Source organism: Achromobacter sp. ESBL13 (assembly GCF_036668755.1).
Lineage (GTDB): Bacteria > Pseudomonadota > Gammaproteobacteria > Burkholderiales > Burkholderiaceae_B > Achromobacter.
The window spans coordinates 110,427-136,753 of sequence record NZ_JAZEVT010000005.1; the positions used below are offsets into that span (position 1 = coordinate 110,427).

The 26,327-nt window shown below is 65.5% G+C and carries 23 protein-coding genes; 8 read left to right on the top strand and 15 right to left on the bottom strand.

Annotated elements, in window-relative coordinates; all coding sequences use genetic code 11:
* Positions 1 to 32: 32 nt before the first annotated feature.
* From V6F88_RS19610 to V6F88_RS19630, 5 genes are read right to left on the bottom strand one after another with little or no spacing between them, the layout of a single operon-like run.
* Positions 33 to 746, bottom strand: a complete 714-nt coding sequence (locus V6F88_RS19610; protein ID WP_332611597.1) for an ABC transporter ATP-binding protein — start codon at positions 744 to 746, stop codon at positions 33 to 35.
* On the bottom strand, positions 743 to 1,483 hold the full coding sequence (locus V6F88_RS19615) for an ABC transporter ATP-binding protein (protein WP_332611599.1): 741 nt from the start codon (positions 1,481 to 1,483) through the stop codon (positions 743 to 745). Before V6F88_RS19615 ends, V6F88_RS19610 begins: the two co-directional genes overlap by 4 nt.
* Positions 1,476 to 2,453, bottom strand: a complete 978-nt coding sequence (locus V6F88_RS19620; RefSeq protein WP_332611601.1) for a branched-chain amino acid ABC transporter permease — start codon at positions 2,451 to 2,453, stop codon at positions 1,476 to 1,478. The genes V6F88_RS19615 and V6F88_RS19620 overlap by 8 nt, the downstream gene beginning before the upstream one ends.
* On the bottom strand, positions 2,450 to 3,310 hold the full coding sequence (locus V6F88_RS19625; RefSeq protein ID WP_332611603.1) for a branched-chain amino acid ABC transporter permease: 861 nt from the start codon (positions 3,308 to 3,310) through the stop codon (positions 2,450 to 2,452). The genes V6F88_RS19620 and V6F88_RS19625 overlap by 4 nt, the downstream gene beginning before the upstream one ends.
* Before the next feature lie 49 nt (positions 3,311 to 3,359).
* Positions 3,360 to 4,580, bottom strand: coding sequence for an ABC transporter substrate-binding protein (locus tag V6F88_RS19630; protein WP_332611604.1), 1,221 nt, complete (start codon positions 4,578 to 4,580; stop codon positions 3,360 to 3,362).
* Between the two features lie 228 nt (positions 4,581 to 4,808).
* Between V6F88_RS19630 and V6F88_RS19635 the strand changes: the two genes are divergently transcribed.
* The 3 genes from V6F88_RS19635 (at position 4,809) to V6F88_RS19645 (ending at position 7,226) form a co-directional block, all read left to right on the top strand.
* Complete coding sequence (locus V6F88_RS19635; protein WP_046804811.1) at positions 4,809 to 5,222, top strand: carboxymuconolactone decarboxylase family protein; 414 nt, start codon at positions 4,809 to 4,811, stop codon at positions 5,220 to 5,222.
* Positions 5,219 to 6,133 carry an NAD(P)-dependent oxidoreductase gene (locus tag V6F88_RS19640; RefSeq protein WP_332611606.1) on the top strand — a complete coding sequence of 305 codons (915 nt, stop codon included), beginning with the start codon at positions 5,219 to 5,221 and terminating at the stop codon, positions 6,131 to 6,133. The genes V6F88_RS19635 and V6F88_RS19640 overlap by 4 nt, the downstream gene beginning before the upstream one ends.
* A gap of 115 nt (positions 6,134 to 6,248) precedes the next feature.
* Complete coding sequence (locus V6F88_RS19645; RefSeq protein ID WP_332611608.1) at positions 6,249 to 7,226, top strand: Bug family tripartite tricarboxylate transporter substrate binding protein; 978 nt, start codon at positions 6,249 to 6,251, stop codon at positions 7,224 to 7,226.
* Positions 7,227 to 7,264: 38 nt separating this feature from the next.
* Here V6F88_RS19645 and V6F88_RS19650 read toward each other — a convergent pair whose 3' ends face one another.
* Positions 7,265 to 8,137, bottom strand: coding sequence for a LysR substrate-binding domain-containing protein (locus tag V6F88_RS19650; protein WP_332611610.1), 873 nt, complete (start codon positions 8,135 to 8,137; stop codon positions 7,265 to 7,267).
* A 134-nt stretch (positions 8,138 to 8,271) separates the two neighbouring features.
* Between V6F88_RS19650 and V6F88_RS19655 the strand changes: the two genes are divergently transcribed.
* From V6F88_RS19655 to V6F88_RS19670, 4 genes are all read left to right on the top strand, one after another.
* The gene (locus V6F88_RS19655) at positions 8,272 to 9,318 is read left to right on the top strand and encodes a Bug family tripartite tricarboxylate transporter substrate binding protein (protein ID WP_332611612.1); all 1,047 of its coding nucleotides are present in this window, start codon (positions 8,272 to 8,274) and stop codon (positions 9,316 to 9,318) included.
* 89 nt (positions 9,319 to 9,407) lie between these two features.
* Positions 9,408 to 10,787, top strand: coding sequence for an MmgE/PrpD family protein (locus V6F88_RS19660; protein WP_332611613.1), 1,380 nt, complete (start codon positions 9,408 to 9,410; stop codon positions 10,785 to 10,787).
* An 84-nt stretch (positions 10,788 to 10,871) separates the two neighbouring features.
* Positions 10,872 to 11,879 (top strand): Bug family tripartite tricarboxylate transporter substrate binding protein, encoded by a 1,008-nt coding sequence (locus V6F88_RS19665; RefSeq protein ID WP_332611614.1) that lies wholly within the window; start codon positions 10,872 to 10,874, stop codon positions 11,877 to 11,879.
* Between the two features lie 34 nt (positions 11,880 to 11,913).
* Positions 11,914 to 12,813, top strand: coding sequence for an NAD(P)-dependent oxidoreductase (locus V6F88_RS19670; RefSeq protein ID WP_332611616.1), 900 nt, complete (start codon positions 11,914 to 11,916; stop codon positions 12,811 to 12,813).
* Between the two features lie 69 nt (positions 12,814 to 12,882).
* Here the strand turns inward: V6F88_RS19670 and V6F88_RS19675 are convergent, their stop codons facing one another.
* From V6F88_RS19675 to V6F88_RS19705, 7 genes are all read right to left on the bottom strand, one after another.
* Positions 12,883 to 14,109, bottom strand: a complete 1,227-nt coding sequence (locus tag V6F88_RS19675; protein ID WP_332611618.1) for an MFS transporter — start codon at positions 14,107 to 14,109, stop codon at positions 12,883 to 12,885.
* 6 nt (positions 14,110 to 14,115) lie between these two features.
* Positions 14,116 to 15,126, bottom strand: a complete 1,011-nt coding sequence (locus V6F88_RS19680; RefSeq protein ID WP_332611619.1) for an NAD(P)-dependent oxidoreductase — start codon at positions 15,124 to 15,126, stop codon at positions 14,116 to 14,118.
* A gap of 98 nt (positions 15,127 to 15,224) precedes the next feature.
* The gene (locus V6F88_RS19685; protein WP_332611620.1) at positions 15,225 to 15,839 is read right to left on the bottom strand and encodes an isochorismatase family protein; all 615 of its coding nucleotides are present in this window, start codon (positions 15,837 to 15,839) and stop codon (positions 15,225 to 15,227) included.
* Positions 15,749 to 18,034 carry a putative bifunctional diguanylate cyclase/phosphodiesterase gene (locus tag V6F88_RS19690; RefSeq protein WP_332611621.1) on the bottom strand — a complete coding sequence of 762 codons (2,286 nt, stop codon included), beginning with the start codon at positions 18,032 to 18,034 and terminating at the stop codon, positions 15,749 to 15,751. The genes V6F88_RS19685 and V6F88_RS19690 overlap by 91 nt, the downstream gene beginning before the upstream one ends.
* Positions 18,035 to 18,114: 80 nt before the next feature.
* Positions 18,115 to 18,291 carry a DUF3606 domain-containing protein gene (locus tag V6F88_RS19695; protein ID WP_082134474.1) on the bottom strand — a complete coding sequence of 59 codons (177 nt, stop codon included), beginning with the start codon at positions 18,289 to 18,291 and terminating at the stop codon, positions 18,115 to 18,117.
* Positions 18,292 to 18,384: 93 nt separating this feature from the next.
* Positions 18,385 to 19,284, bottom strand: coding sequence for an oxidoreductase (locus V6F88_RS19700; RefSeq protein WP_332611622.1), 900 nt, complete (start codon positions 19,282 to 19,284; stop codon positions 18,385 to 18,387).
* Positions 19,285 to 19,375: 91 nt separating this feature from the next.
* Positions 19,376 to 20,377 (bottom strand): NADPH:quinone reductase, encoded by a 1,002-nt coding sequence (locus tag V6F88_RS19705; RefSeq protein WP_332611623.1) that lies wholly within the window; start codon positions 20,375 to 20,377, stop codon positions 19,376 to 19,378.
* Positions 20,378 to 20,471: 94 nt separating this feature from the next.
* Between V6F88_RS19705 and V6F88_RS19710 the strand changes: the two genes are divergently transcribed.
* A complete protein-coding gene (locus V6F88_RS19710) occupies positions 20,472 to 20,855 on the top strand; it encodes a winged helix-turn-helix transcriptional regulator (RefSeq protein WP_332611624.1) in 384 nt (127 codons plus the stop codon).
* 122 nt (positions 20,856 to 20,977) lie between these two features.
* On the opposite strand, the gene V6F88_RS19715 is transcribed toward V6F88_RS19710, so the two are convergent.
* The gene (locus tag V6F88_RS19715; RefSeq protein ID WP_332611625.1) at positions 20,978 to 24,883 is read right to left on the bottom strand and encodes an autotransporter outer membrane beta-barrel domain-containing protein; all 3,906 of its coding nucleotides are present in this window, start codon (positions 24,881 to 24,883) and stop codon (positions 20,978 to 20,980) included.
* Positions 24,884 to 25,314: 431 nt separating this feature from the next.
* Positions 25,315 to 26,319 carry a Bug family tripartite tricarboxylate transporter substrate binding protein gene (locus V6F88_RS19720; RefSeq protein ID WP_332611626.1) on the bottom strand — a complete coding sequence of 335 codons (1,005 nt, stop codon included), beginning with the start codon at positions 26,317 to 26,319 and terminating at the stop codon, positions 25,315 to 25,317.
* Between the last annotated feature and the right edge of the window lie 8 nt (positions 26,320 to 26,327).

Here is a 26,327-nt window from a genome sequence, read left to right on the forward strand (position 1 = left end):
AAGACGCAATATATCCCGCCGGCTGGTCATCGCTATAACCCCAGGTACGCGGCGCGCACACGGCTGTCTTCCAGCAGCGCGCCGCTGGGGCCGGACAGCACCATCGCCCCCGATTGCAGCACGTAGGCGTGTTCGGCCACCGACAGCGCCAGGCGGGTGTTCTGTTCCACCAGCAAGATGGTCAGGCCGCTGCGGTGGATGTCGATCATGGCCTGGTGCATTTCCTCGACGATCTTGGGCGCCAGACCGTGGCTGGGCTCGTCCAGCAACAACAGCCGGGGATCCAGCATCAGCGCGCGGCCAAAGGCCACCATCTGCTGCTCGCCCCCGGACAGCGTGCCGGCCGCTTGGCGGCGCCGTTCATGCAGGCGGGGAAACAGGGCGTAGACGCGGTCGCAACCGCGCTTCAGGCCCGCCATGTCGCGGCGGCGCGTGTAGCCGCCCAGGTACAGGTTTTCTTCTACCGTCATGTCCGGAAAGACGTGGCGGCCTTCGGGCACGTGCGCGATGCCCAGTTCCGGAATGCGGTGCGGCGGCAAGCGCAGGATGTCGCGGCCGTCAAACAGAATGCTGCCGCTGACCTTGTCCAGCAGCCCTGATATGCAGCGCAGCAGCGTACTTTTGCCGGCCGTATTGGCGCCCACGACGGCGATGAAGCCGCCCTCGGGCACGTCCAGCGACACCTCGTGCAGCACCGGGCTGCGGTCATAGGCGGCGGTCAGGTTCTGGATCTGCAACAGGCTCATGCCGCCGCCTCCGACTGTTCCATGGATTTGCCCAGGTAGACTTCGATCACCGTCGGGTCCGAGGCGATCTCGGCCGGGCTGCCCTCGGCGATTTTCTGGCCAAACGACAGCACCAGGATACGGTTGCACAACCGCATGATGGCGCGCATGTGATGTTCCACCACGATGAACGTGATGCCCGCCTCGTCGCGCAGCGTGCGGATCAGATCCAGCAGCGCGTCCATTTCGGATTCGTTCAGCGCCGCCATCACCTCGTCCAGCAAGAACACCTTGGGATCGGTGCACAGCGCACGCGCCAGTTCCACCCGGGCCTGCTCCGGAAACGACAGCTCGCCGGCCGGCTTGGCGGCAATGGCGGACAGGCCGACGCGGTCCAGGTTGCTGCGCGCAACCTGGCGCGCGCGCGGCACGTCGTGGCGCAGCAGGCCGCCCACCAGCACGTTGTCCAGCACCGTCATTTCAGGAAACAGCGCCACGTTCTGAAAAGTCTTGGTCATGCCGCGCGCCGCGATCTGATGGGGGCGCAGGCCGTTGACGTCCGCACCGTCCAATTCAATGCGGCCGCCCTGGCTGGCATATAGGCCAACCAGCAGGTTGAACAAGGTGGTCTTGCCCGCGCCGTTCGGGCCGATCAGGCCCAGGATGTCGCCACGCGCCACGCTGAACGACACATCGTCCACGGCCTTCAAGCCGCCAAAGCGGCGCTGCACGTTCGATACCTTCAGGATGTCAGGCATGCTGGCCCCGCCTCAAGTTGCGCAGCCGCGTCCACAGCGCCGACAGGCCGCGCGGCTCGATCAGGATGATGGCGATCAGGATCAGCCCGAAGGCCAGTTGCGATACGCCCGCCGTGTGGCCCGACAGCCAGTCGTTGAACACTTCTTCCAGGGGGATGATGACCAGCGCGCCGATCAGCGGGCCCGCCACCGTGCCCACGCCGCCGATGATGCAGATCAGCGCCACGCGCACCGAGATGCCCACCAGCGAAAACACCGTGTCGGGGTCGAAGAAATAGATGAACTGCGCGTACAGCGTGCCGCAGGCGCCCATCAACGCCGCCGAGATCACGGCGGCAAGAATGCGCGTTTGCGCCGTGTTCACGCCGATGACTTCCGCCGCCTGCGGGTTGGCCTTCACGGCGCGCAGGCGGTAGCCCAGGCGCGAATGGCTGATCAGCGCGAAGACCACCGACGTGACCAGCGCGGCGCCCAGCATCAGGTAGTAGTACGGGATGCTGGACTTGAACTGCATCTGCGCCGCGCCTTCTGCAAACGGAATCGACAGGCCCACCGGCCCGCCGGTCACCGTTGCCCAGGTGTTTGCCACCGCGCGCAGCACCTCGCCGAACGCCAGCGTGGCCAGCGCGAAATAATGGCCGCGCAGCCGCATGGTCGGCAGGCTGAGCAGCGCGCCGGCCACCGCGGCAACGGCCATTGCCGCCACGATGCCCAGCCAGGGCGAAATGCCGTAGCGCAGCAGCAGCAGGGTAGAGGTATAGGCGCCCAGACCGAAGAATGCGGCGTGCCCCAGCGATATCTGGTTGGCCAGCCCGCCCACGATGTTCCAGGACTGCCCCATGGCGGCAAACAGCAGCACGAGCGTCAGCACGCGGATGCCGTAGCCCTGGTCTTCCATCAGCCAGGGGGCGCCCAGCGCAACGGCAACCAACGCGGCCCATGGCAGGAATTGTCGAATGGTCGCCATCATGCAGCCCTTTTCAAAAGACCTTCCGGGCGCACCGCCAGGACCAGGATGAAGATGGCGAACAGCACCAGGTTCTGCAACTGCATGGGCAACACCAGCGACGACAGCGACTGGATCACGCCAACCGCGACGCCGCCGACCACCGCGCCCAATACGCTGCCCAGCCCGCCCAGCACCACCGCCGTGAACATCAGCACGCTGAACTGCGCGCCGACCGTGGTGGACGCCGTCAGGTAGGGCAGGATGATGCCGCCGCCCAATGCCGTCATGCCCACGCCCAGCCCGAAGGCCAGCTGATGCACGCGGTGCGTGGAAATGCCGGACAGCCGCGCCGCCATCGGGTCCTGGGCCGTGGCACGCACCGCCATGCCCCACCACGTTTTCTTCAGCACCCACCACAGCGTCAACCCGGCCACCGACGCCACGGTGAAGGCCAGCAGGTACGGTGCGCTCAGCAGAATCGGGCCAACCGCCAGCGCCGTCATCTGATACGGCGTCTGCACCGAGCGGAATTCCGAGCCGAACAGGATCAGCGCCAGGTTTTCCATGACGATCAATAGGCCCACCGTCAGGAATATCTGCGCCACCGCCGGCGCCTTCAACACCCGGTTGATCAGGAACTTTTGCGTCAGCACGCCCAGCACGAAGGCCACCGCGAATGACAGCAAGGACCCCAGCAAGGGGTCCAGCCCCAGCAGTTTCCAGGCGAAGTAGGCGACAAACATGCCCACCATCAGAAACTCGGCCTGGGCGAAGTTGACGATGGACACCACGCCGAAGACCAGCGTCAACCCGATCGAGATGACCGCGTACACGCCGCCCAGCAGAATGCCGTCCACCAGCGCCTGCAAGAATTGCATGACTGTCCCTTGTGCTTGGTTCGTAAGCTGCCTTGTGTCCGGCGCGTGCTTAGCGGGCGGCGATGACGGCGCCCTTGGCCAGCGCCTTGGGCCACACCGAGACCAGCTCGTTGTTCTGCCACTGCACCATGATCGGCTGCGCCAGCGTGTTCAATCCGTTGGCGTCAAAATGCACGCCGCCGCCCGACATCACGCCCGCCCAGCCCTGGTCGTATTTCTGCGCGCGCAGCGCCTTGGACACCGCCTCGGGCTTGTCGGACGCCGCCACCTCCAGCGCCTGCGCCAGCACGCCCGCGCACACCGCGTGCTCCAGCGCCTCGTGCGGCATGAAGGTGCCGAAGCGCTTGCGATAGCGCTCGGTATATTCCGGCGCCTGGTCGTAGTTGGCCGGCGCAATCGACAGCACGGCCTGGGAATACTGCCCTAGCGCCTTGGCGAAGTCGGGAATCACATAGCCCGCCGCGCCGCCGACAATGGGCACCGTCAAGCGTTGCTGGCGCATCACCCGGATGATCAACAGGCTGTCGTTCAGATACGAAATCGGGAAAACAATTTGCGCATCGGACGCGCGCAGCTTGCTGATCAGCGGCGTGACGTCGGTGATGCCCAACGGGTAGGCCTCGTCCAGCACGATCTGCGCGCCCGCCGCCTTGGCCGCGTTGCGCACACCGATCGCCTGTGACGTGCCGTAGGCGGTGTCTTCGTACAGCAGCGCGATTTTCTTGATGTCTGACGCGCCTGCCACGACGGACGCCGCATAGTCGTATTGCGCGCGGCCCAGCACCGAGCCCTTGGAGACAACCTGGAAGATGTGTTTGAAGCCGCGCTCGGTCAACACATCCGAGAACGACATGGTCAGCAGCGGGATGCCACGGCGTTCGGTCACTTCCGACACGGCCAGCGTCAAGGACGAGGCATAGGCCCCGATCAGCGCCACGCATCGGTTCTGCGTGATCAGGCGCTGCGCGACGGTGGCGGCGGTGGTGGGCTGCGAGGTGGCGTCCGCGATGATCAGCTTCAGCTTGGCTCCGCCCAACGCCTTGATGCCGCCTGCCGCATTGATCTCGTCAGCGGCCAGTTCCAGGCCCTGCCGCGAATTGATGCCGAACTGCGCATTCGCGCCTGACAAGGGCAGGATCACCCCGACGTTGATGTCGGCTGGCGCCGCCAGCGCCCGGCCGGGCAGGGTGGCCGCCAGCGCGGCCGCGCCCAGCCCCGCGACAAATTCCCGGCGCCCGTGGCGCACGGCCTGTTTGGGGAAGCTTTTCATGGTTGTCTCCTGGCTTTTGTGGTTGGGGGCGCACGGCAGCCAGCCCGGCGCTTTGGCGCATTATTGTGCTCAAACTTTAAGCAGTCAAGAATATTGTCTGACAATCCGACTGTTGACGTCCGGACGAAACGTGCCTGACAATCAGACAAACTAGAACCGACTCCAGACAAACCCGCGACCGGACACAGACCCGGTTTGACACCCGTCACCATCACCAACGAGGAACCCATGGCAGACACCAAATCCGAAACCCAAGCCCTGTTCGACCAAGGCTTGAAGCTGCGCCGCGAAGTGCTGGGCGCCGAATATGTCGATGGTTCGCTGGCCCGCGCCAACGACTTCATGATGGCCTTCCAGCACATCACCACCGAATGGTGCTGGGGCTACGCCTGGGGCCGCCCCGGCCTGGAAAAGAAAACGCGCAGCATGCTGAACCTGGCGATGCTGACGGCGCTGAACCGACCGGCCGAAATCAAGCTGCACGTCAAAGGCGCGCTGACCAATGGCGTGACGGTTGAAGAGATCAAGGAAATCCTGCTGCAAGCCACCGTGTACTGCGGTATCCCCGCCGGGCTGGACGCCTTCAAGGTGGCCAACCAGGTGCTGGAAGAAGAGGGCGCCTTCAAGGAGCAGCAAGCATGAGCGCATCGCAAGAACGCGTGGGCCTGATCGGCATCGGCAGCATGGGCTGGCCGATGGCGGCGCGGCTGGTGCAGGCGGGCTTCGCGGTGACGGTGTTTGATGCCGTGCCCGGCCAGGCCGATAAATTCGCGCAGGAGGTCGGCGGCCAGGCCGCCGCCACTTGCGCCGAACTGGCGGCGCAGTCCGACATCATCGTCACGATGCTGCCCACCAGCGCCATCGTGGAACAGGTGCTGGGCGGCGACCAGGGTGCGCTGGCGGGTCTGCGCCCTGGCAGCGTCGTGGTGGAAATGAGCTCGGGCGTGCCGGCGCATACGCAGCGGCTGGCCCAGGCCGTGGCCGCCGCCGGTGGCCAGATGGTGGACGCGCCCGTGTCGGGCGGCGTGCCGCGCGCGCGCACCGGCGAGTTGTCCATCATGTTCGGCGGCCCCGCCGCCACGCTGGAACGGGTGCGCCCCGCGCTGTCCGCGATGGGCACGTCGATTACCCCCGTGGGCGAGGTCGGCAGCGCCCATGCCATGAAGGCGTTGAACAACCTGGTGTCGGCGGGCGGGTTTTTGATCGGCGTTGAAGCCATGATCATCGGCCAGCAGTTCGGCCTGGACCCCAACGTGATCGTGGACGTGCTGAACGCGTCCACCGGCATGAACAATTCCACGCAGAAGAAGTTCAAGCAGTTTGTGCTGTCGCGGGAATTCAATTCCGGCTTCGGCCTGGACCTGATGGTCAAGGACCTGGGCATTGCGCTGGGCATCGCCACCGATACCGGCACGCCCACGCCGTTTGCCTCGCTGTGCCGCGAGCTCTGGGCGTCGGCGGGCAAGACGCTGGGCAAGGGCCAGGACCACACCGCCGTGGCGCGCCTGTCCGAACAACTGGCCGGCGTGGAGTTGTCGGCCAGGAAAAGCTAGGCCGTCTCCATCACGGCGCGGCAGCCGCCGCGCCGCCTTTCAACCTGCATCACCCCAACCGCCAAGACAAGGCGGAGGGCCGGCTGTTGCCGGCACAAATAGCGAGGAGCAAACCATGAAGAAGATTTTTCTGGCGACCCTGGGCGCCGGCCTGATCGCGCTTGGCGCTAACGCCCTGGCGCAAGACTATCCCACGCGCGCCATATCGATGGTGGTGCCGTACGCGGCGGGCGGGTCCACCGACGGGCTGGCCCGCATCGTGGCGCAAGCCATGGGCGAGAACCTGGGCCAGACCGTCGTCGTGGAAAACCTGGGCGGTGGCGGCACCATGATCGGCAATCAACGCGTGACCCGCGCCGCGCCCGACGGCTACACGATCACCTTCGGCAACATGGGGTCGCTGGCCATTGCGCCGTCGCTGTACCCCAAAGCCAAGTTCGACCCGCGCCGCGACATGAGCGCCATCGGGCTGGTTGCCACGGTGCCGATGGTGCTGTCCGTCAGCAAGAAAAGCGGCATCGCCACGCTGCCTGATTTCGTGGCGCGCTTGAAGAAGAACGGCGCGGACGTGAACTTCGGCAACGCGGGGTCGGGGTCCACCAGCCATATCGCTGCTGCGTACTTCCTGCATGTGACGAATACGCAGGGCATGCAGGTCCCGTATCGGGGTGCCGGTCCGGCCATTGCCGACTTGATGGCGGGTACGGTGGACGCGGTGATCGATCAGACCGTCACGATGATACCCATCCATGAAGGCAAGCGCGTCACGGCGCTGGCGGTAGCCGCCTCGTCGCGCCTGCCGCAGATTCCCGACGTGCCCACGTTTGCGGAAGGCGGTGTGCCCGACTTCAACATGAGCGTGTGGAACGGCATCGCCGCACCGGCCGGTACGCCACCCGCCGTGATCGCGCGGCTGGAACAGGCTTTGGCGGCGGCCTTGAAAAGCCCCGGGGTCCGCGAGTCGCTGGACAAGCTTGCCGCGCAGGCCCCGGACGCCAAGCAGCAGGGCGCGTCTGCGTTCCAGGCGCTGATCGCAAAGGATGTGCCGCGCTTTGCCGAGCTGATCAAAGAAGCGAACATCACCGTGAATTGATCGCGGCAGGGCAGTCCGCATCAAGGCCCGGCGCGCGCCTACTTCACGCTGATCAGCCAATCGGTAAACGTGCTGAACGGCGCGGTGGCGGCGCGGTCGGGTTTGCTGACCAGGTAGTAGCCGTTGCTGCTGCGCGCGGTATGGGCCAGGGGTTGGACCAACTGGCCGGTGGCGAAGTCATGGGTGATGTAGGCGCGTTGCGTGACCGCGATACCCAGGCCTTCGGCCGCCGCTTGCAAGCACAGCACGGCATTGGCCAGCGGGATGAAACGGGTGTCGCTGCGTGCGCTCAAGCCCGCCGACAGCAGCCAGCGGTCCCAGCAGTCGGGCGCGATCATGGATTGCAGCAGCGTTTCGCCCAGCACGTCTTGCGCACGATGCACGCGGCTGGCCAGCGCGGGCGAGCACGCCAACACCAGCTCATCCGGAAATAACAAGTCGGCCCGCAGGCCGGGCCAGTGGCCGTTGCCGCAACGCACGACGAAATCGGCGTTGTGCAATTCGGTGTCATCGGCGCGTGCCACCGTGGCCACTTCAATGTCGATATCGGCGTGTTGCGCATACAGCGATCCCAGCCGTGGCATCAGCCATTTGATGGCGAAGCTGGGAATCACCTTGACGCGGATGCGACGGTTGGCGCCGGCCTCGGCCGCCCTGGCCAACGCTGCTTCCAGTTGGTCGAAAAGTTCGGCGGCCTCCAGCGCAAGCTCGGTGCCGACGGTGGTGAAGGCGATGTCGCGGCCGTCCTTTTGCACCAGTGGCACCCCCAGATCACTTTCCAGCCGGCGCAGTTGGTGGCTGACCGCGCCGGCCGTGACGTGCAGCAATTCGGCCGCGCGCCCTACGCCGCCGCCTCGGTGGACGGCATCCAGAACCCGCAGCGGGCCCAAGCGATTTCTGAGTTTGTGCATGATTGAAAACAACTCAATGGTCGATCAAAAAGTTTCGACAGACGCTGAGAAAGAACGCGCCTACAGTCTGCCTTGATTGATAAAACTAAATCAAGCGTCCGCATGCAGTGCGGCGCCACAAGGAGGAGACACGCATGGACGGATCTTTTCGACGGCGGGCTGGCGTCTTGGCGCCGCTACCCCGGTTTCGCGGGGCATTGGGCTTGATGTGCGCGGTGACGTTGGGGCTGGCCTTCGGCACGGCATCGTGGGCCGCCGGCGCGCAGGCGGCCTACCCCGAACGACCCATCCGCCTGATCGTGCCTTTCGCGGCGGGCAGCGCGGCCGATACGCTGTCGCGCGTCGTCGCGTCCGCCTTGTCCGACCAGCTGGGTCAACCGTTGGTGGTAGATAACAAGGGCGGCGCCGGGGGCACCATCGGCACGGTTGACATTGCCCGTGCCAAGCCGGACGGCTACACGCTGGGCATCGCCGCGCAAGGCACCTTCGTCAACAACCAGGTGCTTTATAAATCGCCCGGCTACGACTCCATCAAGGATTTCACGTTCGTCAGTGAAATCGCCGACGTGCAGAACCTGCTGGTGGTTGACACAAAATCGCCGTACCAGGATGCCCCGTCGCTGCTGGCCGCCATCAAGGCCAAGCCCGCCGAGTCCTTTCGATATTCCTCAAGCGGGGTGGGCACCAGCCACCACATCGCCGGCGCCACCGTGGCGCAAATGCTGAACAAGCCGCTGCTGCACGTGCCATACACCGGCGCGCCCCAAGGCTTGGGCGCCATCATCAGCGGCGACGTGGACATGGGCCTGTACAACCTGCCGGCGGCTATCGGGCTGGTTCGCGGCGGCAAGCTGCGGGCGCTGGCCGTTACCGGGCCCAAGCGTTCCACGCTGCTGCCCGACGTGCCCACGATGCAGGAAAGCGGCCTGGCGAACTACTCGGTCACGCTGTGGTGGGGCCTGGTCGGTCCGGCGGGCTTGCCGGCCGACGTGTCGACGCGCCTGCATGCCGCGCTGGACAAGGTCATGAGCCAGGCGGCGCTGCGCGACAAGCTGATCGGACAGGGCTTTACCTTGCCCGACACGCCGCTGCCCAAGCCGGCCGCCTTCGAGGCCCTGGTGCGCCAGGATCTTGCCAAATGGGTTCCCGTGCTGAAAGAACTGGGAACGGCCGCGCAATGACAGCCGCGCAATGACGGCACCGCACTAATGGCACGGCGGTAATGGCCGCGCGGTAACGCCCCCGCCACGCACTCTTCAAGGAAACCACTGTGCAATCTCTTTCCAAGGCGCGCCCGCTAGCGCGTCACTTGGCGGACCTTGTCATGTCCACGCCCGCCGACGCGCTGCCCGCCCTGGCGCTTGAACGCGCCAAGATGAGCCTGGCCAGCACCTTGGCCAGCGCCGCGATGGGCTATGGCATCGCATCGGCCCGCATCATCCGCGACATCGAACTGGCCGACGGCGGCACGCCCGCCGCCAGCCTGTGGTTCGACGGCCGGCGCTTGCCGCTGGCCGCCGCCGCGCGCGCCAACGCCGTGGCCAGCGACGCAGCCGCATCCGACGACAGCGACATGCGCAGCATCGCGCACATCGGCACCATCGTGTCCAGCGTGGCACTGGCCGTGGGCCAGCAAGAGGGCGCAAGCGGCCGCGATGTGCTGGCTGCCATGGTGCTGGGCTACGAAGTGGCGGGGCGCATTGACGAATCCCTGACCCCGGGCCGCATGCAACGCGGCTTTCACGGATCATGGTCAACCGTGTTCGGCGCCTGCGTGGCCGCGGGCTTGTTGCTGCGCCTTGACGCCTTGCAACTGGCGCACGCCATCGCGCTGGCGGCGACGTCAGCCAGCGGCATGGCGATCGCGGCGGACACCAGCTGCGCGCGGGAATATCACGCCGGCCAGGCCGCCGGCGCGGGCATACGCGCCGCGCTCGCGGCGCAGCGCGGGTTTGAGGGCGAGCTGGGAATCTTCGAAGCGCCGCGCGGGTTGCTGGATGCCCTGGGCGGGCAGGCGCGCGAAGACATCGTGCGCGATTGGGGGGAATCCTGGGACATCGTTACCGACCTGGCCATCAAGCTGATGCCGGGCGCGCACCCCTTTCACGCATGCGCCGAAGCGGCGGCCGACGCCGCACGCGCCGGCGCCGTCCGGCCCACCGACATTGACCGCATCGTGGTGTCGGCCGCCGTGCAATGGACCAACTTCAAAGGCGAACCCCATCCGCGCAATCTGGTCGACGCGGCGCACAGCCTGCCTTACTTCGTGGCCGCCGCCATTGCCGACGATGGCTTTGGCTGGGCCCACATGGACGAGACCAAAATGGCGGACCCCGTCATCGCGGCCTTGCAGGACAAGGTCGAATTCGATCCCGACCCGCCGCCGCTACCCGACCGCTTTCCCCACCGCCACGGCGGCACGGTATCGATCATCCTGCGCGACGGCGCGGTGCATCGCGCGACGTGCCGTGCCCCCCGAGGCTCTGGCGCGCGCGGCATCGACTGGCAAGACGTGCGCGACAAATTCCTGCACCTGTTTCCGCTGGGCGGGCTGCCGCCCAGCGCCACCGACGGCTGCTTGCAAGCCATCTTGGATCTGGACAAAGCGGGCGGCGTCGGCACGCTGATGGACCTGTTGCGCCGGCGCTGAGGCGCATATCGCATAACGCATATCGCAGATCGCAGATCGATAACGCGGCGTGACACCGCATCGCCGCTGAACGGAGGAGACGACATGAAGCGACGCATCGCATCCCGCTTGTCGGGCGCGGCACTATGGCTTGGTCTGGGCCTGGGCCTGGGCCTGGGCCTTGCCCAGGCCGCCAGCGCCGGGGACGCCTACCCATCCAAGCCCGTCACCATCATGGTCGGCGTTGCGCCCGGCGGTAGCGTGGACGCGCTGGCGCGGCTGGTCGCCACCGAACTGGGCAAGGTCACCAAAACCACTTTCGTGGTCGAAAACGTCACCGGCGCGGGTGGCCTGCTGGCATTTCAGCGTCTGGCCCGTTCGGCGCCGGATGGCTACACCCTGATGTTCAGCAATCAATCCATGGTGCTGATTCCCTTGCTTTATCCCAAGGCGGGCCTGGACATCGTGCAGGACACGAAGGCCGTCGGCACCGTCGCCAACGTGCCCATGGTGCTTAGCGTCAGCAATCAAAGCGGTATCAAGGACCTGCCGTCGATGCTGGCGGGCATGCGCAGCGGCGAACTCAAGATGAACTTCGGCTCCGGCGGGCCGGGCACCACCGCGCACCTGGCCGAAGCGATGTTCCTGCGCATGGCGGGCGTGCAGGCGCAGCTGGTGCAGTATCGCGGGTCGGGCCCCGCGATCACCGACTTGATGGGCGGCACCATACAGTCGGTGCTGGACCAGACCGTCACGATGCTGCCCCTGCATAAAGCCGGGCAGATCAAGGCCATTGCCGTGGCATCGCCCAAGCGCTTGCCGCAAATGCCCGACGTGCCCACCTTCGCCGAGGGTGGGGTCCCGCAGTTCGATATGCAGATCTGGAATGGCCTGGTGGCGCCGCGCGGCACGCCCGACGCCGTGGTGGACAAGTTGGCGCGGGTCCTGAGCCAAGCGGTTCAGTCGCCTGACTTCAAGGCGCGCATCGACAGCTTGGCGGCGCGCGTTCCGTCAGCACAAGAGCGCAGCCCGGCCGCCTTCGCGCGTGTCCTGCAACAAGACCAACAGCAGTTTTCCGAACTGGCCACACAAATTGGCCTGCAACCGCGCTGATGCGCCGCCACCGGCATCGCCCCAAGGAACAACAATGAGCAAGACAACTTACGGATTCATCGGATTGGGCAACATGGGAAACCCCCTGGCCAGACGCTTGATCCAGGCCGGCCATACGCTGCACGTTGCAGATACCGATTCAGCCGTGCGCCAGCAACTGGAAGCGCTGGGCGCCGAGGGGCACGACACCCCGCGCGCCGTTGGGGATGCGGCCGATGTGGTGTTCTTGAGCCTGCCGGACGGCAAGGTGGTGGACGAGGTATTAGGCGGTAAGCACGGGCTGGCGGGTGCATCGCGCGCCAAGTGCGTGGTGGATCTATCCACTGTCGGGCCGGTGGCGGCGCGGCGTGCATACGACACGCTGGCTGCCCAGGGCATCGACTACGTGGATGCGCCGATCAGCGGCGGACCCACCGGCGCGGAACGCGGCACGCTGGCCATCATGGTGGCCTGCCCCCGGTCGCGCTACGACGCCTTGGGCGAGGTGCTGAGCCACTTTGGCAAGACCTTTTATCTGGGCGCCGAAGCCGGCCAGGCCCAAGTCATGAAGCTGGCCAACAACCTGCTGTCCGCCACCGCCGTGGCCATTACGTCGGAGGCGATGGCGCTGGGCGTCAAGGCCGGGCTGGACCCCAGCGTGATGCTGGACGTCATCAACGCCGGGTCCGGCCGCAATTCGGCCACCCTGGAAAAGTTCCCCCGTGCGGTGCTGACCGGCACCTTCAACGTCGGCTTTGCTGCGCGCCTTGCCCACAAGGATGTGCGCCTGTGCCTGGAAGAAGCCGAGCGCCATGGCGTGCCCATGGTCGTGGGCTCGTCAGTGCGCGAGATGCTGGTGATGACCACCGCTATCCATGGCCGAGACGCCGACTACGCCGACGTGGCGCGGATGGTTGAAGATTGGGCAGGCGTGAAAATCCGCGCCAGGGGTTAAGAACGGGAAGGGCGGCAGATAGGCGGCCTGCTTGTCCCGTTGCAGCGAGTCGTCGGGCGCGTTCGTAGATTATTGTGGCGACTGTTTCTTGCACGCCGGAAATCGGCGGCGCTGGGCATCGTCGGCGGTCTCGGCCCGTGCGACTCCTGCCGTCAAGGCAAGGGCGGCAAAAAGGATAACGGCGTGATTGGCCGTGAAACGGTCCATCAGCAGCCCGAAGATCGCCGCGCCCGCCGTCTGGCCGATGGCCAGCGCCAGAAACGCAATCATCACGCCGGTGGCGGGGCGCTGGGGCAGGGCCGACACGCCCCATAGCAGATAGGCGCCGGTGAGCGTGATGTAGGCCACGCCGAACAGCGCGCCGCCCAACAGCGCCAAGGGCGCGGACGTGCCGTCGATGCCGACCAGCAGCACGCTTGCGGCCATGGCCGTCAGAAACACTCGGTGCACGCGGTCAATGCCGAACCGTGCGATCCAGTGCCCCGCGCTCGCGCCCACGATCCCGGCAGCCCCGATGGCGGTCCACAGCAGGCCCGCGCCGGTGCCGCTCCAGTTCAAGCGCAGGGCGACCAGCTGCCCTCCGAAAGACCAGATCGCGGTGCTGGCCGCGCCCGTCAGGAAGGCCGCCGCGATCAAGCGCCGCAGGACGCCACTTAACATCGGGATGCCGTTGCCGGTGGTGGTGGCGCCGGTGGTTGCACCCGGCGTGCGCCGGGGCAGGATGAACGCCACGGCAAACGCCAACCCGAAAGCCACGGCGGCAAAGCCCGCGAAGGCCACGCGCCACTGCTCGCCCATCATCAGCGCGACGGGGCCGGACAAGGCCACGCCCGCGCCGGTGCCCGCGTTGATGAAGGCGTTGGTGGCGTTCTGGCGGCCAGGCGGAACGCCCGCCGCAACCGCCGCCGCCAGCGCGGGCGATACCAAGCCTGTGCTGGATCCGGCCAGCATGACGGCGCCCGCCAGCCAAGGCGCCGTGGGCGCCGCCGCGATACCCGCCATGCCCGCCGCCGCAATCAGCGCCGCGCCGATGGCGACAAAGCGGGGGCCGAGGCGTTCGGTCAGCCAGGCCGACAGGATGACTGCCACGCAGTAAGTCAGAAATGCCGCGCCCGAAATCAAGCCGCTCAGGGTCGAAGACAGGCTAAGTTCCGCGTCGATCCGAGGCAGGAAGAGCCCGAAGGCAAACCGCGCGAAGCCGTAGCAGGCGGCGATCAGCGCAAAGCCCGTGATGCCCAGATAGCGGCTGGGGTTGATGGCCATGTCGTCGACGCCCGGTTTTGACGCGGTTGTCACCCGCCCCTACTGCACGGGGTCAAGCGCGATGATGCTGCCGCCCTCGGCCCACAGGCGCGACAGGTAGGTACCGTGATCGACCACCTGAAAGGGAAAGAGCAGCCCCGGCGGCGTGGGCGGGTTGCCGTCCAGGCCGGCCAGCCGCTCAAGAATCATGCTGACGCCCAGCGCCGTCAAATGGGCCGCGCCGCGCGGGTGGAACACCGCATGACGGGTCCGCAGCGCACGGCCGTCATGGCCTTTGCCCGCCAGCTCAATGATGATCTCGGTCGATTTCGGTTCACCGCGCCGCCGCGATGAACTGACGCCGGTTGCGATATTGAACTGCACGTTGGGCGCCCCGGTTGCCGTGGCCAGACCCGCCACATCGATAGACGAGAAGCCGTGGGCTTGCATCACCGTGCCGTCGATGGCGCGAAACTCGGCCCGGGCGTCTTCTTTGCCACGCCAGACGTAGCGGCCATCACGCAGCGTCAAGGCGGCCGGCATCATGCGGTTCAGGCGCTCGAAATCCTCGGCTACGGCAGGGCCGCCGCCGTCCTGCTCGTCGACAAGGGCGCCGATCTTGATGTCGTGCAGCTGCGCAAAGGCGCGCGCGCAATCGAACGTGGCGATGGTGGTGGCGCCCACCAGCCATTCATAGCCCAGCACGATGGCACAGGTGCCGGGCGACTGCATGTACGCAGCAACTTCGGGCGCAATTTCATAGACACCGGAAGAAATTCCCAGGTGGGGCGCACCGCGTCGCTGCGCAAAGCGCAGGCCGGCCAATCGATCATCGGCGTAAAAGACGGCCACGGCCCCTACCGGCCGCTCGCCCAGCCCCAGATCGCGGGCGCGCGAGTCAATCACCACGCTTTCGGCATTGCCCAGCTCGGCCGCCGCGTCGGCACTTTTTGCCGCATCGCGCCCGCCGATCAGCAACGGGACATCGGGGTAAACGGCCCGCAAAGCACGGGCGCTCAAGCGGCCGATGGAACCAGTGCCACCCATCAGCAAGACTGCGTTTGTCGTCATATCAGCATTCCTCGGCACCTTGCCCCAGGCCGGAATGGCCCCGGCGCCAGGAAGGGCAACTTATGCCGTCGTGGCGCCGGTTCGGGGCGCCGCCGCGATCAGCTTGCGGTGGCGGGCGCGGGCGTATTCAGCAACTGCTGTTCCCACAGGTGCGCGATGCCGGCGCCGGCCGCGTGTTGGACCAGTACATTGGCCAGCGCTTCGGCGGTGCCCGGGCGCGCCCAGTCGCGCTGCCATTCGCCGGCCACCGCCAGCCACGTCATCAAGTTGACGCCGGCCGCCGCCATGCGCTGAAGCGCCACTGCGTGCGCTTCGACCGACACGCCGCCGGACGCGTCGGTCACCACCGTCACATCCCAGCCTTCGCCCGCCGCCTGGATCGCCGGCATCGCCACGCAGACCTCGGTCCACAAGCCGGCAATGATCAGCTGCTTGCGGAATACCGAGTCTTCAGGACGGAGAAGCGAGGCCGCCCGGTCAGCATCCCGCGCGCAAGATCCGGGTCCTGACGGAATTGCTGATCGAATACTCTGGCAGCTCGCCACATTTTGCGGGCACGGTTTCGGCGTAAGCGGCCTGCGGCCCGCTGGCCCGCGGGCGCGTTCGCCCGTTCGCCCAACGTTCAGTCCGCCGCGCGTGCCATTTGCAAATGCTGCGTAATTTCTTCCGCCGGCACTGCTTTCGAAAACAGAAAGCCTTGCAGCTCGTCGCATCCGGCAGCGCGTAGAAAATCGCGTTGCGCCGCCGTCTCGACGCCCTCGGCGTTGACCGTCAGCCCCATCGAGCGGCCCAGCGTCACGACGGCGTTGACGATGGCGGTGGAGTCCGCGCCTTCGCCAATATTGGCCACAAAGCTGCGATCGATCTTGATCTTGTCGACGGAGAATTTCTGCAAATAGCTCAGGCTGGAATAGCCCGTGCCAAAGTCGTCCAGCGCGATCCTGAACCCCACCGCGCGCAACTGGGCGATGGCGCTTTGCACGCGCCCGTCGTCCTCGATGAACACGCCTTCGGTCACCTCCAGTTCGATCTGCTTGGGGCTGACGCCCGCCGCCGTCACCAGGTCGATGACGCGGGCGGCGAAGCCGGTGCTGCGAAACTGAACGGGGGAAAGGTTCACCGCGATGGACAGGCCCGGCCATTGCAAGGCGGCGCGGCACGCTTCGCGCAGCACCCAATCGCCCAGCTCCACGATCAGCCCCGTGGACTCGGCAACCGCTACGAAAATCTGTGGCGGCACGGCACCGGTGGTCGGGTGATGCCATCGGATCAGCGCCTCGACCCCCACCAGTTGATGCGTACCGCTATCGATCTGCGGCTGAAAATACACGCTTAGCTGGCCGCCGTCGGCCAACGCGGCGCGCAGGTCTGCCTCCATCAACGCCTTGGCCTTCAGGGTCTCGTCCATTTCCGGTTCGAAGAAGCAATACTGATTTCTGCCCGACTCTTTGGCGCGGTACAGCGCGATGTCCGCTTTGCGCATCAATTCGCTGCGCGTTGTCGCATCCTGGGGCGCCATGGATATGCCGACGCTGGCGCCGACAAACGCGCGCCCGCCCAACAGCTCGAACGGGGCGCGCACCTCGGCCAGAATGCCCTTCGTCAACGCCTCCGTGGCCGCTTGGGACGTGTTTTGCGCAAGCACCGCGAACTCGTCTCCCCCCAGCCTTGCGATCACATCGTCCGGCCCCAGTATCGCCTTGACGCGGCGCGCGAATTCCTGGATCAGCGCGTCGCCGGCGGCGTGCCCCCAGGTGTCGTTGACCTGCTTGAAATGATCCAGGTCCAGCAGCAGCACCGCGCAGCTGGAATTGGGGTGTCTGCGCACCAGCGCCTGGTCGACAAAGGTGGCGAAGTAGGCGCGGTTCGCAAGCCCGGTCAGCACGTCATGAAAGGCCAGGTGCTGGGCATGCGCTTCGCTGGCCTTCAACTCTACGTGCGCTGCGCGCAGCGCGCTCAGGTGCGATTGCTGGTCGCGCAACAAGCGGTACGTGCGCAGCGCCAGGAACGCCACGATGACCAGGGCGCCTCCGATCATGGAGACGAAGGCGGGCAGCATCGCGCGCCATAATTCCGAGCCGGGAAGGTCCGGCCGCCACATCAGATAGCCGATAGGCGCGCCATCCGATGAGGTCAACGCCAGCTCGCGCTCTCCGTCATTGTCATGGTGCACGCGTTCAGGATGGTAATGCAGCCCTTCAACCAGGTTGCCTCGCGAGAACGCATACAGAAAATCGCCATCGATGTACCGGACACTGACAAGCAGATTGTGCGGGTCGGCGCCCGGCGTGGCGGGGCGCATCTGAAAGTGGTCGATGCGCATTACGCTGACCACGGCGGGGCGATCCTGCACGATGGCCAGATCGGTGGCGTGCACGGCGGACGAGGTGGTGCGCAAGGTGGCCTCGGTAGCCGGCAATTGTCCCGGCAAGCGTTCATGATCGTTGTTGGGCCTGCTGATCCGTCCGCGCGTCAGGTCAACGAATCTGTTGATGGCGGGCTGGTATGACAGGTACATCGACGGCGAGGCGGCCTGGCCGTTCACGCTGGCGTAGACGGGCTCATCGTCCGGGCCCAGGATGAAAATGACGTCCTGATTGAACAGCCGATACAACAAGGTACCCACGTTGTCATCCAACCAGGCCGGGTCGGGCTTCGGCTTGGCAAGTTCGTCCAGCAGCATGTCCCACAGCGCCACGCCCTCTTGTGCCTGCGACACGTCGTCGAGCACGGCGCTGATGGCCTGCCCCAGTTCACGGCTTTGCCGCTGGGCCGACATGTCGTCGCTTTTTTCCACCGACAGATACAGGGAAAAAACCATGGCCGCCAGGAACAGCCCGAAGGCCGCCAGCAACAGGACTAGTAGCCCGCCGGCGAATTGCGGAAGTCGCTCGACGCTTGTTTTCATGCCCGTGTGTCTCCGGGAAGGGCTGGCGCCTGGTCAACAAGAAAGGGAAAAGGGCCGGCACTGACGCGCCGGCCCCGACTTCACTTACCCAGATGTTTGCGCACCGCGGCGGCGGATGCGCCCACCGCCTGCACCGCCTCGCGCAGCTGCGCCTCGGTGACCCCTAACGCCTGCGTCCAGTAGCGCAGTTCGTGGGCTTCGTTCACATTGATGCGGGACCGGTCTTGGGGTCCTCGATCCTTCAGGTCGTCGGCCATGATGTCTCCTCTGTTGGAAGAAACTTCAATGCAGCAAGCCGCGTTCCCGATATCCGGCCCGGCTGCCTGGCAACCCAGGCCCCTGCCCGTGGGTCAGCCCGGTCCGTCGCTGGCGGCGGCCAGCAGCGGCACCACGATGTCGCTGATCGGCGTGGGGATGCCGTGGGCGCGCGCGCGGCGCGCGATGACGCCGTTGCGGATATCCCATTCCAGCGGCCGGCCCGCCTGGCGGTCCGCCAGAATGGACGTGCCCATGTCGGCCGGGGCGGCTTGGAACTTTGCAAGAATCTCCTGCGGAGTCTCGTCGCCCAGCTGCGCCCCTTCAGCCCGGGCCACGGAAAGGCATTCCTGTAAATAAGCGATGGCAAGCGTGGCGATGTCGGGCCGCGCGAACATGCCGGCGCGGCGATGGGTAAGCGCCATCAAACCCGCCACCGCGTTCTGCAAGAGCTTGCGCCAGGCCAGTGTCTGGAAGTTGGCGGTGACGTCTACCGCGCACAAGGTCCCGCGCAGCGCCTCTGCCACCACGTGCGCAGCCTTCGTATCCGGCAGGCTAAGCCGCGCCTCGCCACGCAAGCGCACCGAGCCGTCCGGCTGCGCCTGCGCGGGAAACCACACAACGGCGGGAATGATGCGCGCGCTGGGGGCATGCAGGGCGACCTGCTCCATTTGCTCGACCCCGTTCTGCAATACGCACACGACGGTGTCCGGGCCGCACAACGCCGCCAGCCAGCCTGATGCGGCATCGATCTGCGTTGCCTTGACTGCAAGAAAAACAATGTCGGCGGCGCCATCGATCTGGCCGGGGTCGCTGCGCACTGGTCCCGGCACCGTAATGCGTTGGTCGCCGTCCTGAAGAATCAGTTCACGGCGCGGCGTGCGTCCGTACAGCAAGGGCGTGCGGCCGGACTGGTGCAAGGCCGCCGCGACCGTAGTGCCGATGGCGCCGGGCCCGACGATGGCGACGCTTGCTGCCTCTGTTGCGGTACGCATGGAATGGGGTTCCTTGAAAAGCACTGTTGATGGCGGAGCACAGGCGTAGCGGCCGGACCGTGCGGCGTGGCAGACCGGGCCGGCAAACGCTTCACAAGGCGACGAGCACCTTGCCCACGACAGATGCCGATTCAAGCGCGACGTGAGCGTCGGCTATTTTATCCAGTTCGAGTTTCATCCCGATATGCGGGGCATAGCTCCCGCTTGCCAGGCAGGCGTTGATGTCCTTGATCGCCTGGACCTTCGCAGCCCTGGGCACCGTATAGATAAACACGAACCGCAAGACGCAGCCATGCACCATCGCGCTTAACAATGGCAACGCAAGCGCGTCGTCGGCATGCGACATCGCGTACGAACTGATGACACCTCCAGGCGCCAGGCATGCCATGTCGATATCCAGATTCGCCTTCACGTTGACCTCGACGATGCGGTCGACGCCCATATTGCCCGTGCGCGCCTTGATTGCCGAGGCGACATCGTCGTTCAGACGGTCCAACACCAGATCCGCGCCCGCCGCGCGAGCGACGGTGGCCTGCGCTTCGTTCATGACGGTGGCCGCAACCCAGGCGCCCGCCCACTTCGCCAGCAGGATGGCGGCGGTGCCCACCACGCCCGCCCCGCCTTGCACGAGCACGTTCTTGCCACGGATGTCGCCATCGGCGAAAAGACAGCGATGGGCCGTCAAGGCCGGGATGCCCAGTGACGCCCCGACCTCGAAAGATGCGTTATCCGGCAATGGCACCGCCTGCGCCGATGGCACCACGACGTAGTCCGCGGCGGTTCCGGTCGGCCTGCCGTACTGGGCTTCATAGATCCATACCCGCTGGCCAACCCGACCGGCCTCGTTCGGATCGCCCACGGCATCAATAACGCCCGCGCCGTCCTGGTGCGGAATGATGCGCGGAAACGGCATCGCAGCGGAAAATCCCGTGCGGGCCTTGAGGTCGGTGGGGTTCAGCCCCGACACGCGCACCCGCACCCGGACTTCACCGGGGCCGGGATGGGGGTCGGGGATGTCAGCGACGCAGAGCACTTCATGCGCGGGGCCCTGGCGTTCGTAAAAAGCAGCTTTCATGGATTTGTTCTCGGACATGGAAGACATGCTTCCGTGAACCGGCATTATCGAAATCCAGTGGCTTTTCTACAAGTAGGCACATTGTTTATATGTAAGGATAAAAAATATACTATTGAGGCTTTATCTGAACCAGGGCGGCATCATGGCGCGTGGCAAGCTAGATCAATACCGATGCGCGGTGGAAATCACCGTACACATCGCGGGGGGGAAATGGAAGCCGTTGATCATTCACTATCTGCTCAGCGGCACCAAGCGTTTCGGCGAACTGAAAAAGCTGATCGGCGGGGTCACTCAGCGCTCGTTGACGTTGCAGCTGCGCGAGCTTGAGGCAAGCGGCATTGTCAGCCGTGAAGTCTTTGCCGAAGTGCCTCCACGCGTGGAGTACACGCTGACGGCGCTAGGAACCACCTTGGCTCCGACGCTGGAAGCGATGAAGGCCTGGGGCGAGCTCTACCTGCAAAGCAAGACGCGGAAACGAAAGACGACGGCCTCCTAAACTGTCGGGCGCGGTGCCGCGCCACGCAGCCGGGGATGGTGGAAATACACGAACCGCCGCGGTCGATTAAATGACGAGCAGGTTTCCACCTGCTCGAAACGCGGGCTCATGGGCGTCGCGCATCACCACGTATATTTCACGCCGATCCGGCCCGCGTATTGGTGATAGTCCTGCGCGCCCCAACTGCCTGACGCATTGACCCAGCCGGTCCAGCCTTTGGTGAAATCCGCATGCACGCCCAGCTTGAGCTCGTACCTGTCCTTGGGATAGAGCTCGCCCAGCGGCAGCTGGTTGAACGACACGGAGCTGTCAACATTGGTATGCCACCAGTTGATCGTGGCAAAGGGTTGCGCCTTGCGCGCATTGCCCAGGTCAAAGGTCGAATACGTGCGCACGCCCAGGCGTGTGATGGTTCCGTTGGAGTCGGCCCTATCGACGCGCGTTCCGTTTTCTTCGGTGACGCTATCGGTGTTTGTGTCGACGTAGATGATCTGGGCTTGAGGTTCAAGCATCCAGTTTTCGCGCAGCTTGAACGCGTATCCGGTTTCGGCGGAAATGGCCCAGCCCTGCGAGTCGTAGTCAACACGCGGCAGATCGCTGCCCTGGACTCTGTTGTTGAACCAGCCGTACTGGAACCACGTATCGACGTAAGCGCCTAGCTTGGTTTCGTTATTTTGAAACCACGTGCCGTACAGCCCGGCGTTGTAGCCATCGACACGTCCTTTTGCCTTGTACGGATTACCATCGGCGCGTGCCGTGCTGTCGGCAGTTCCATATCCAAGCATCACGCCAACGTGCAGTCTGTCGGTGTCGGAAAACAGCTTCCACTGGGCGATGTCGCCGCCGCCCTGGAGCAGGAACAGGTTGGTGCTGACATCAAAGTTGCCATCCCGGCTGTGTGACCCTTCCCATTTACCGACGGCGCGCAGCCAGAGCGCTCTGCGCTTGCTGTCGTTGTCGTCGAATTGCTGCGTCTCAATGAACTGCGGTTCACCAAGCCGGTCATGCATGCTTTGCACGAACATCTGCCCCACCAGGCGTTGGTTGGCAAGATAGGCAGCCACTTCGGGACGATACAAGGGCTCGGGATCAGGGGGGGCGGGCGGCACCGGCGGTCCGTCCGGAGGCACCGGGGGCGCGGGGTTCTTTTCAGATCGCAAATACCAGTTATCAGCTTCCTCCGGCGCGGTGCCTCCGCGAAACAGCCGGTATTCGTAGGGCCCCGCGACGGCGCGCCCGCTTAGTGCAAAGGCGGTTCCTGTCGTCGTCCCGGCGCCGATCGCATCCACTACCTTGATGCCGCTCGCTTGTGTCACAGCGCCCGCACCGCCGGTATTGGTGATACGCAAGCCGCTTTGCCCGGTGGCGGTGCCCGTAATGACGACCATGTCGGAAGGCGAGCCGTCGCCCTCCAGAAATGTGTTCAGCGCGACGACGCTGCCGGCGCCGCCCACGTAATTTGAAACGGTCAGCGTTTTGTAGACGTTCCCGACAGGCGGCGCGTAAACGATCTGGCTGGCGGTGTTCGTCACGTTCGTGATGTTGGAATTGCCCGTCATTGACCAAACGGTATTCGACTGCAAGGCCACGTTTGAAACGCTGCCCGCCGCGGTTAACGCGGCGCCTGTCAATGTTGAACCCGAGGCGGTCACGGTAGCCTGCCCAGCCGTGCCCACGGCGGTGACGGGAGGGGGCGCGGCGACGGCGTCGCCCAGCAGTGTGTCGGGATCCGGGATGCCCCCCAGGGGCGCATCCGGCGCAGACAGCAGAGGGAAGTTGTCGATGCTGCCCACTTGCAGCCATACGCCATTTCCCGAAACCGTACTGTTCAGCAGCGTGACGTTGGCAAGGCCGGCCATGCCGATCGCCGGGCCGCCCACGCTTGTCACGCTGGATCTTGCCAGGTCGATGCTGGCTGCCGGCCCCGGGTCGCCCACCACAAAAAGGCCCATTGCCGTACCGCCGTTGGCGCGGATCTCGGCCCCGTCACCGACGACCCTGCCGCCGTTTTGCGCCACTGCCCCGTGCGACGCTACTCCCTGCGTCGTGACTGGCGTCTGGTTAAGCGTGACCAGACTGCCGCTGTCTCGCGCCAGCGCGCCGTGCGCGGCCGCGCCTTGCGTCAGCACGCGGCTTGTCGTGGCCGTGACGGCGCCCGCGCTGACCGCTCGCAGGCCCACCGCTTGCGCGCCTTCCGTCGTGACCGAGGAATTGAACAGGCGCACGGTGGCCGGCGCGTCCAGAAAATTACGTTGCGCCAGTGTGCCGTAGGCGCGCAGACCGGTTGTGCGGATGGTCGAGTCGGTGGCCACGATGTCTGCCGCGAACCGCGCGCCGGCTTGTTCCACCACGGCAAATGCGCCGATGGCCAGCGTGCCCGAAGTGGTGAGCGGTACGCGCTCAAGGGCGACCGAGCCTCCATCGTCGGCGACCACGCCCATCGCTTCATCGCCACTGGTTCGCAGGGTGCTGTCAGTGACAGACAGTCGTGCCCCCGGGTTGCGGGCCGCCACCGCGTGGGGACGGCGGTCCCCCCCGGAAACCGTGCCCGCGGTGGTGACGCTGGCGCCTGTCACCGAGATCGAACTGTTCAGGTCCGCCAGGACGCCCATCGCGTTGCCGTCGCCGGTTGTCAGGATAGTGACGTCCGTGGCCGTGATGGTGGAATTTGCAGCGATCAAGCCATCGGCGTTGATTCCGTTGCTGGTCACTGACCCTTGGGTCAGCGTGACGCTGGCGCCCGCATTGGCGCGCACCGCATGCCCGGTGGCGTTGGACGCGGCTATGGTGGTGTTTGTTGCGGTGAACGAGGTGCCCACGCCCGACGTGCCGCCGTCGACCTGAACGCCGATCGCGGCGCCGGACCCCGCCGCAACGCTGGCGGAATTCATCGTAACGGTGCCGCCGGCCAGGACGTTGATGCCGATGGACCGCGCACCATTCACCTGAAACGTCCCGCCGTTCACCACTGCGCTGGAACCCGCGTCCTGTACCACGAGCCCATGTCCGAACTGGCCCTGCGCGGTGACAGAGCTTGTGCCCTGCAACAGTACGCTGCTGCCTGACATCACCAGCACGCCCGCTGCCGGATTGATCGTCGTGCCGGCGCCTCGGGTCGTGATCGACACATCGGTCAGGGACGCGCTGGCGCCGTTCTCCAGGCGCACCCCTGCCGCGCTGGTGCCGCTGCTGGCCGCAAGGGCCGGGTCTCCGGTGATGATCGATATGCCGTTTGCGTCGACGTGGCTCGGCACCACGGTTGCCCCGTTTGTCCCCGATCCGTTTGCCCACACGCCGTAACTGCCGATTGCCGAACCGCCCGAGGTGATGGTGCCCGTTGTGCTTATCGTCGTGCCTGGCCCAAGCGCAACCGATGCGCCCGCATCGACCTGCACTCCGAACGAGCCCCGTCCGCTGGTGCTGATGAGACCGCCCGCGTGCGAAATGAAGCTGCCCACGCCCGTCGCTGAAAGCGCGTGATTGCGGGCACCGCCACCCCCCCGGGCGGCCACATCGGTGGCAATCATCCGCACGGTCCCACCGCCCACCGCCAGCACGCCGACGTTGTCGTTCACGGTGGTGGCAAGCCCCAGCGTGATGCTGGATCCGGACGTCGTTACCAAACTGCCCGCGCCGGACGCCACAAGTCCCTGCTGGCCCGTCGCGGCCTGCACGGTGTTGAGCACGCCGTTGTCGAAGGTGATGCGACCACCATTGACGGCCTGCGCGCCCACATAGGTGCGCGGCAAGGTCGAACCCGTCCCGCCAAGGTTTATCGTCACGCCAGTTGCCGAGATCGCCCCGCCGGAACCCTGTGCATCCAGGCCGGGCTGTGTGGCGCTCAGTACATTGATCGTGGAACCGGCGGTCACCTGGCACGCGGTGCCAGATTGGGACACAGGCCCTGCGGGGCAGGTCGTCTGCGCCGCCACGTCGACACCCATGTTCAGCGAACCAATCAAGAGGCACCAGCGCGTCTTGATCCAGATGTTATTGGGGCGGCCGCCCGACACCTTGGTGAGATACATACAACACGCTCCTTTTCCGTGCACACCTTGTTTAGTGGACGTACTACCGGGCATCAGTGCTGCTGTTTATTTCCCCGACAAAATTACATCTTTCGGACTATTCGAGCTACGTATTCCGCAAGTTTGAGCGCATTTTTTTTTTCGCAGTGGTATTCCCGAGACGTTGTAGAACGGAGGATGTGAGGCGGTTTTCTGGGTAATTTCGTGCCTGACTGTTCGCGTTAAGGGCGGGCGACTTGGACAGAATGTTCCAGGGCGCTGAAGGCGGCAGGGCGGCGACGATGGGCAGCGTGCCCATTAGAGCCACCCATCGGATTGGAAAAACCAAATGCTGACGCCCATTGCAGAGGCCATCTCCATGGCGCCGTTCCGCAATGCCAAAGACGCGGGTCCCATGGGTACGGCGCCCGCTTTGCGAGCGCCTTACCGTGCTATTGGACCGTGACGTGCGCCCGGTCGATCACGGTTTTCCATTTGTCGAGCTCGGCATCGACGAAGCCCGTGACCTGCGCGGCCGAGAGCTTGGCCGGCGTGGCATTGTTGTCGTTGAGCCATTTTATGTTGGCTTCGGTGTTGGCGCTGTCGATGGCGATCTGGTTCAGTTTCTGCACGATGGGTGTCGGCATGCCCGCGGGTCCGAACAGGCCTATCCAAGCCTGCGATTCGTAGCTTGGATAGCCGGATTCGGCAACGGTGGGTACATCGGGCAAGCTGGGCAGGCGGTCTTTGGACGTGACCGCCAGGGCCTTGACGTCGCCCGAGCGGATGAAGGCGGCTGCCGACGTTGCGTCCAGGAATGCCGCCGGGATCTGCGCGCCTATCAGGTCGGTGACGGCTGGCGCGGCGCCCTTGTAGGGAATATGGCGCAGATGGGCGCCGGTGACCATTTTGTAGAGTTCGCCGGACATGTGCGCCGAGCCGCCCACGCTGCTGGAGCCAAAAGCCAGACCGCCAGGTTGTTGGTCGGCGTAGGCCGTGAATTCCTTGGCGTTGGAGAGGGGGGATTTGGCGGGAACCAGCAGAACGTTAGGCGCGTAAGCCAGAATGGCCACGTTGGAAAAGCTCTTCTTCGGGTCGTAGGGCAGGTTGGGCTGCAGGCCGGGATAGATCACGTGCTGCGTGGCCGTGACAAGCAGGTTGTAGCCGTCCGGCTTCTCGCGCGCGATCAGCGCAGTGCCGATCTGGCCGCTGGCGCCGGGTTTGTTTTGAACCACGATGGTCGTCTTCAACGCATTGCCCAGGTCCTGAGCGTAGCGGCGCGCAACCAGATCCGTGAAACCGCCAGGCGAAAACGGGACGACGATGGTGATGGGTTTGCCGTCGGGCCAATCGGCGGCAGCCGCGCTCCCAGGCGCGAGCAGGGCGCTGCTGGCGCAGATGATGATGGCGGCCAGATTGCCGCCCAAAGGGATGCGATGCAGTTGCTTGTCAGACACGCTTGTCT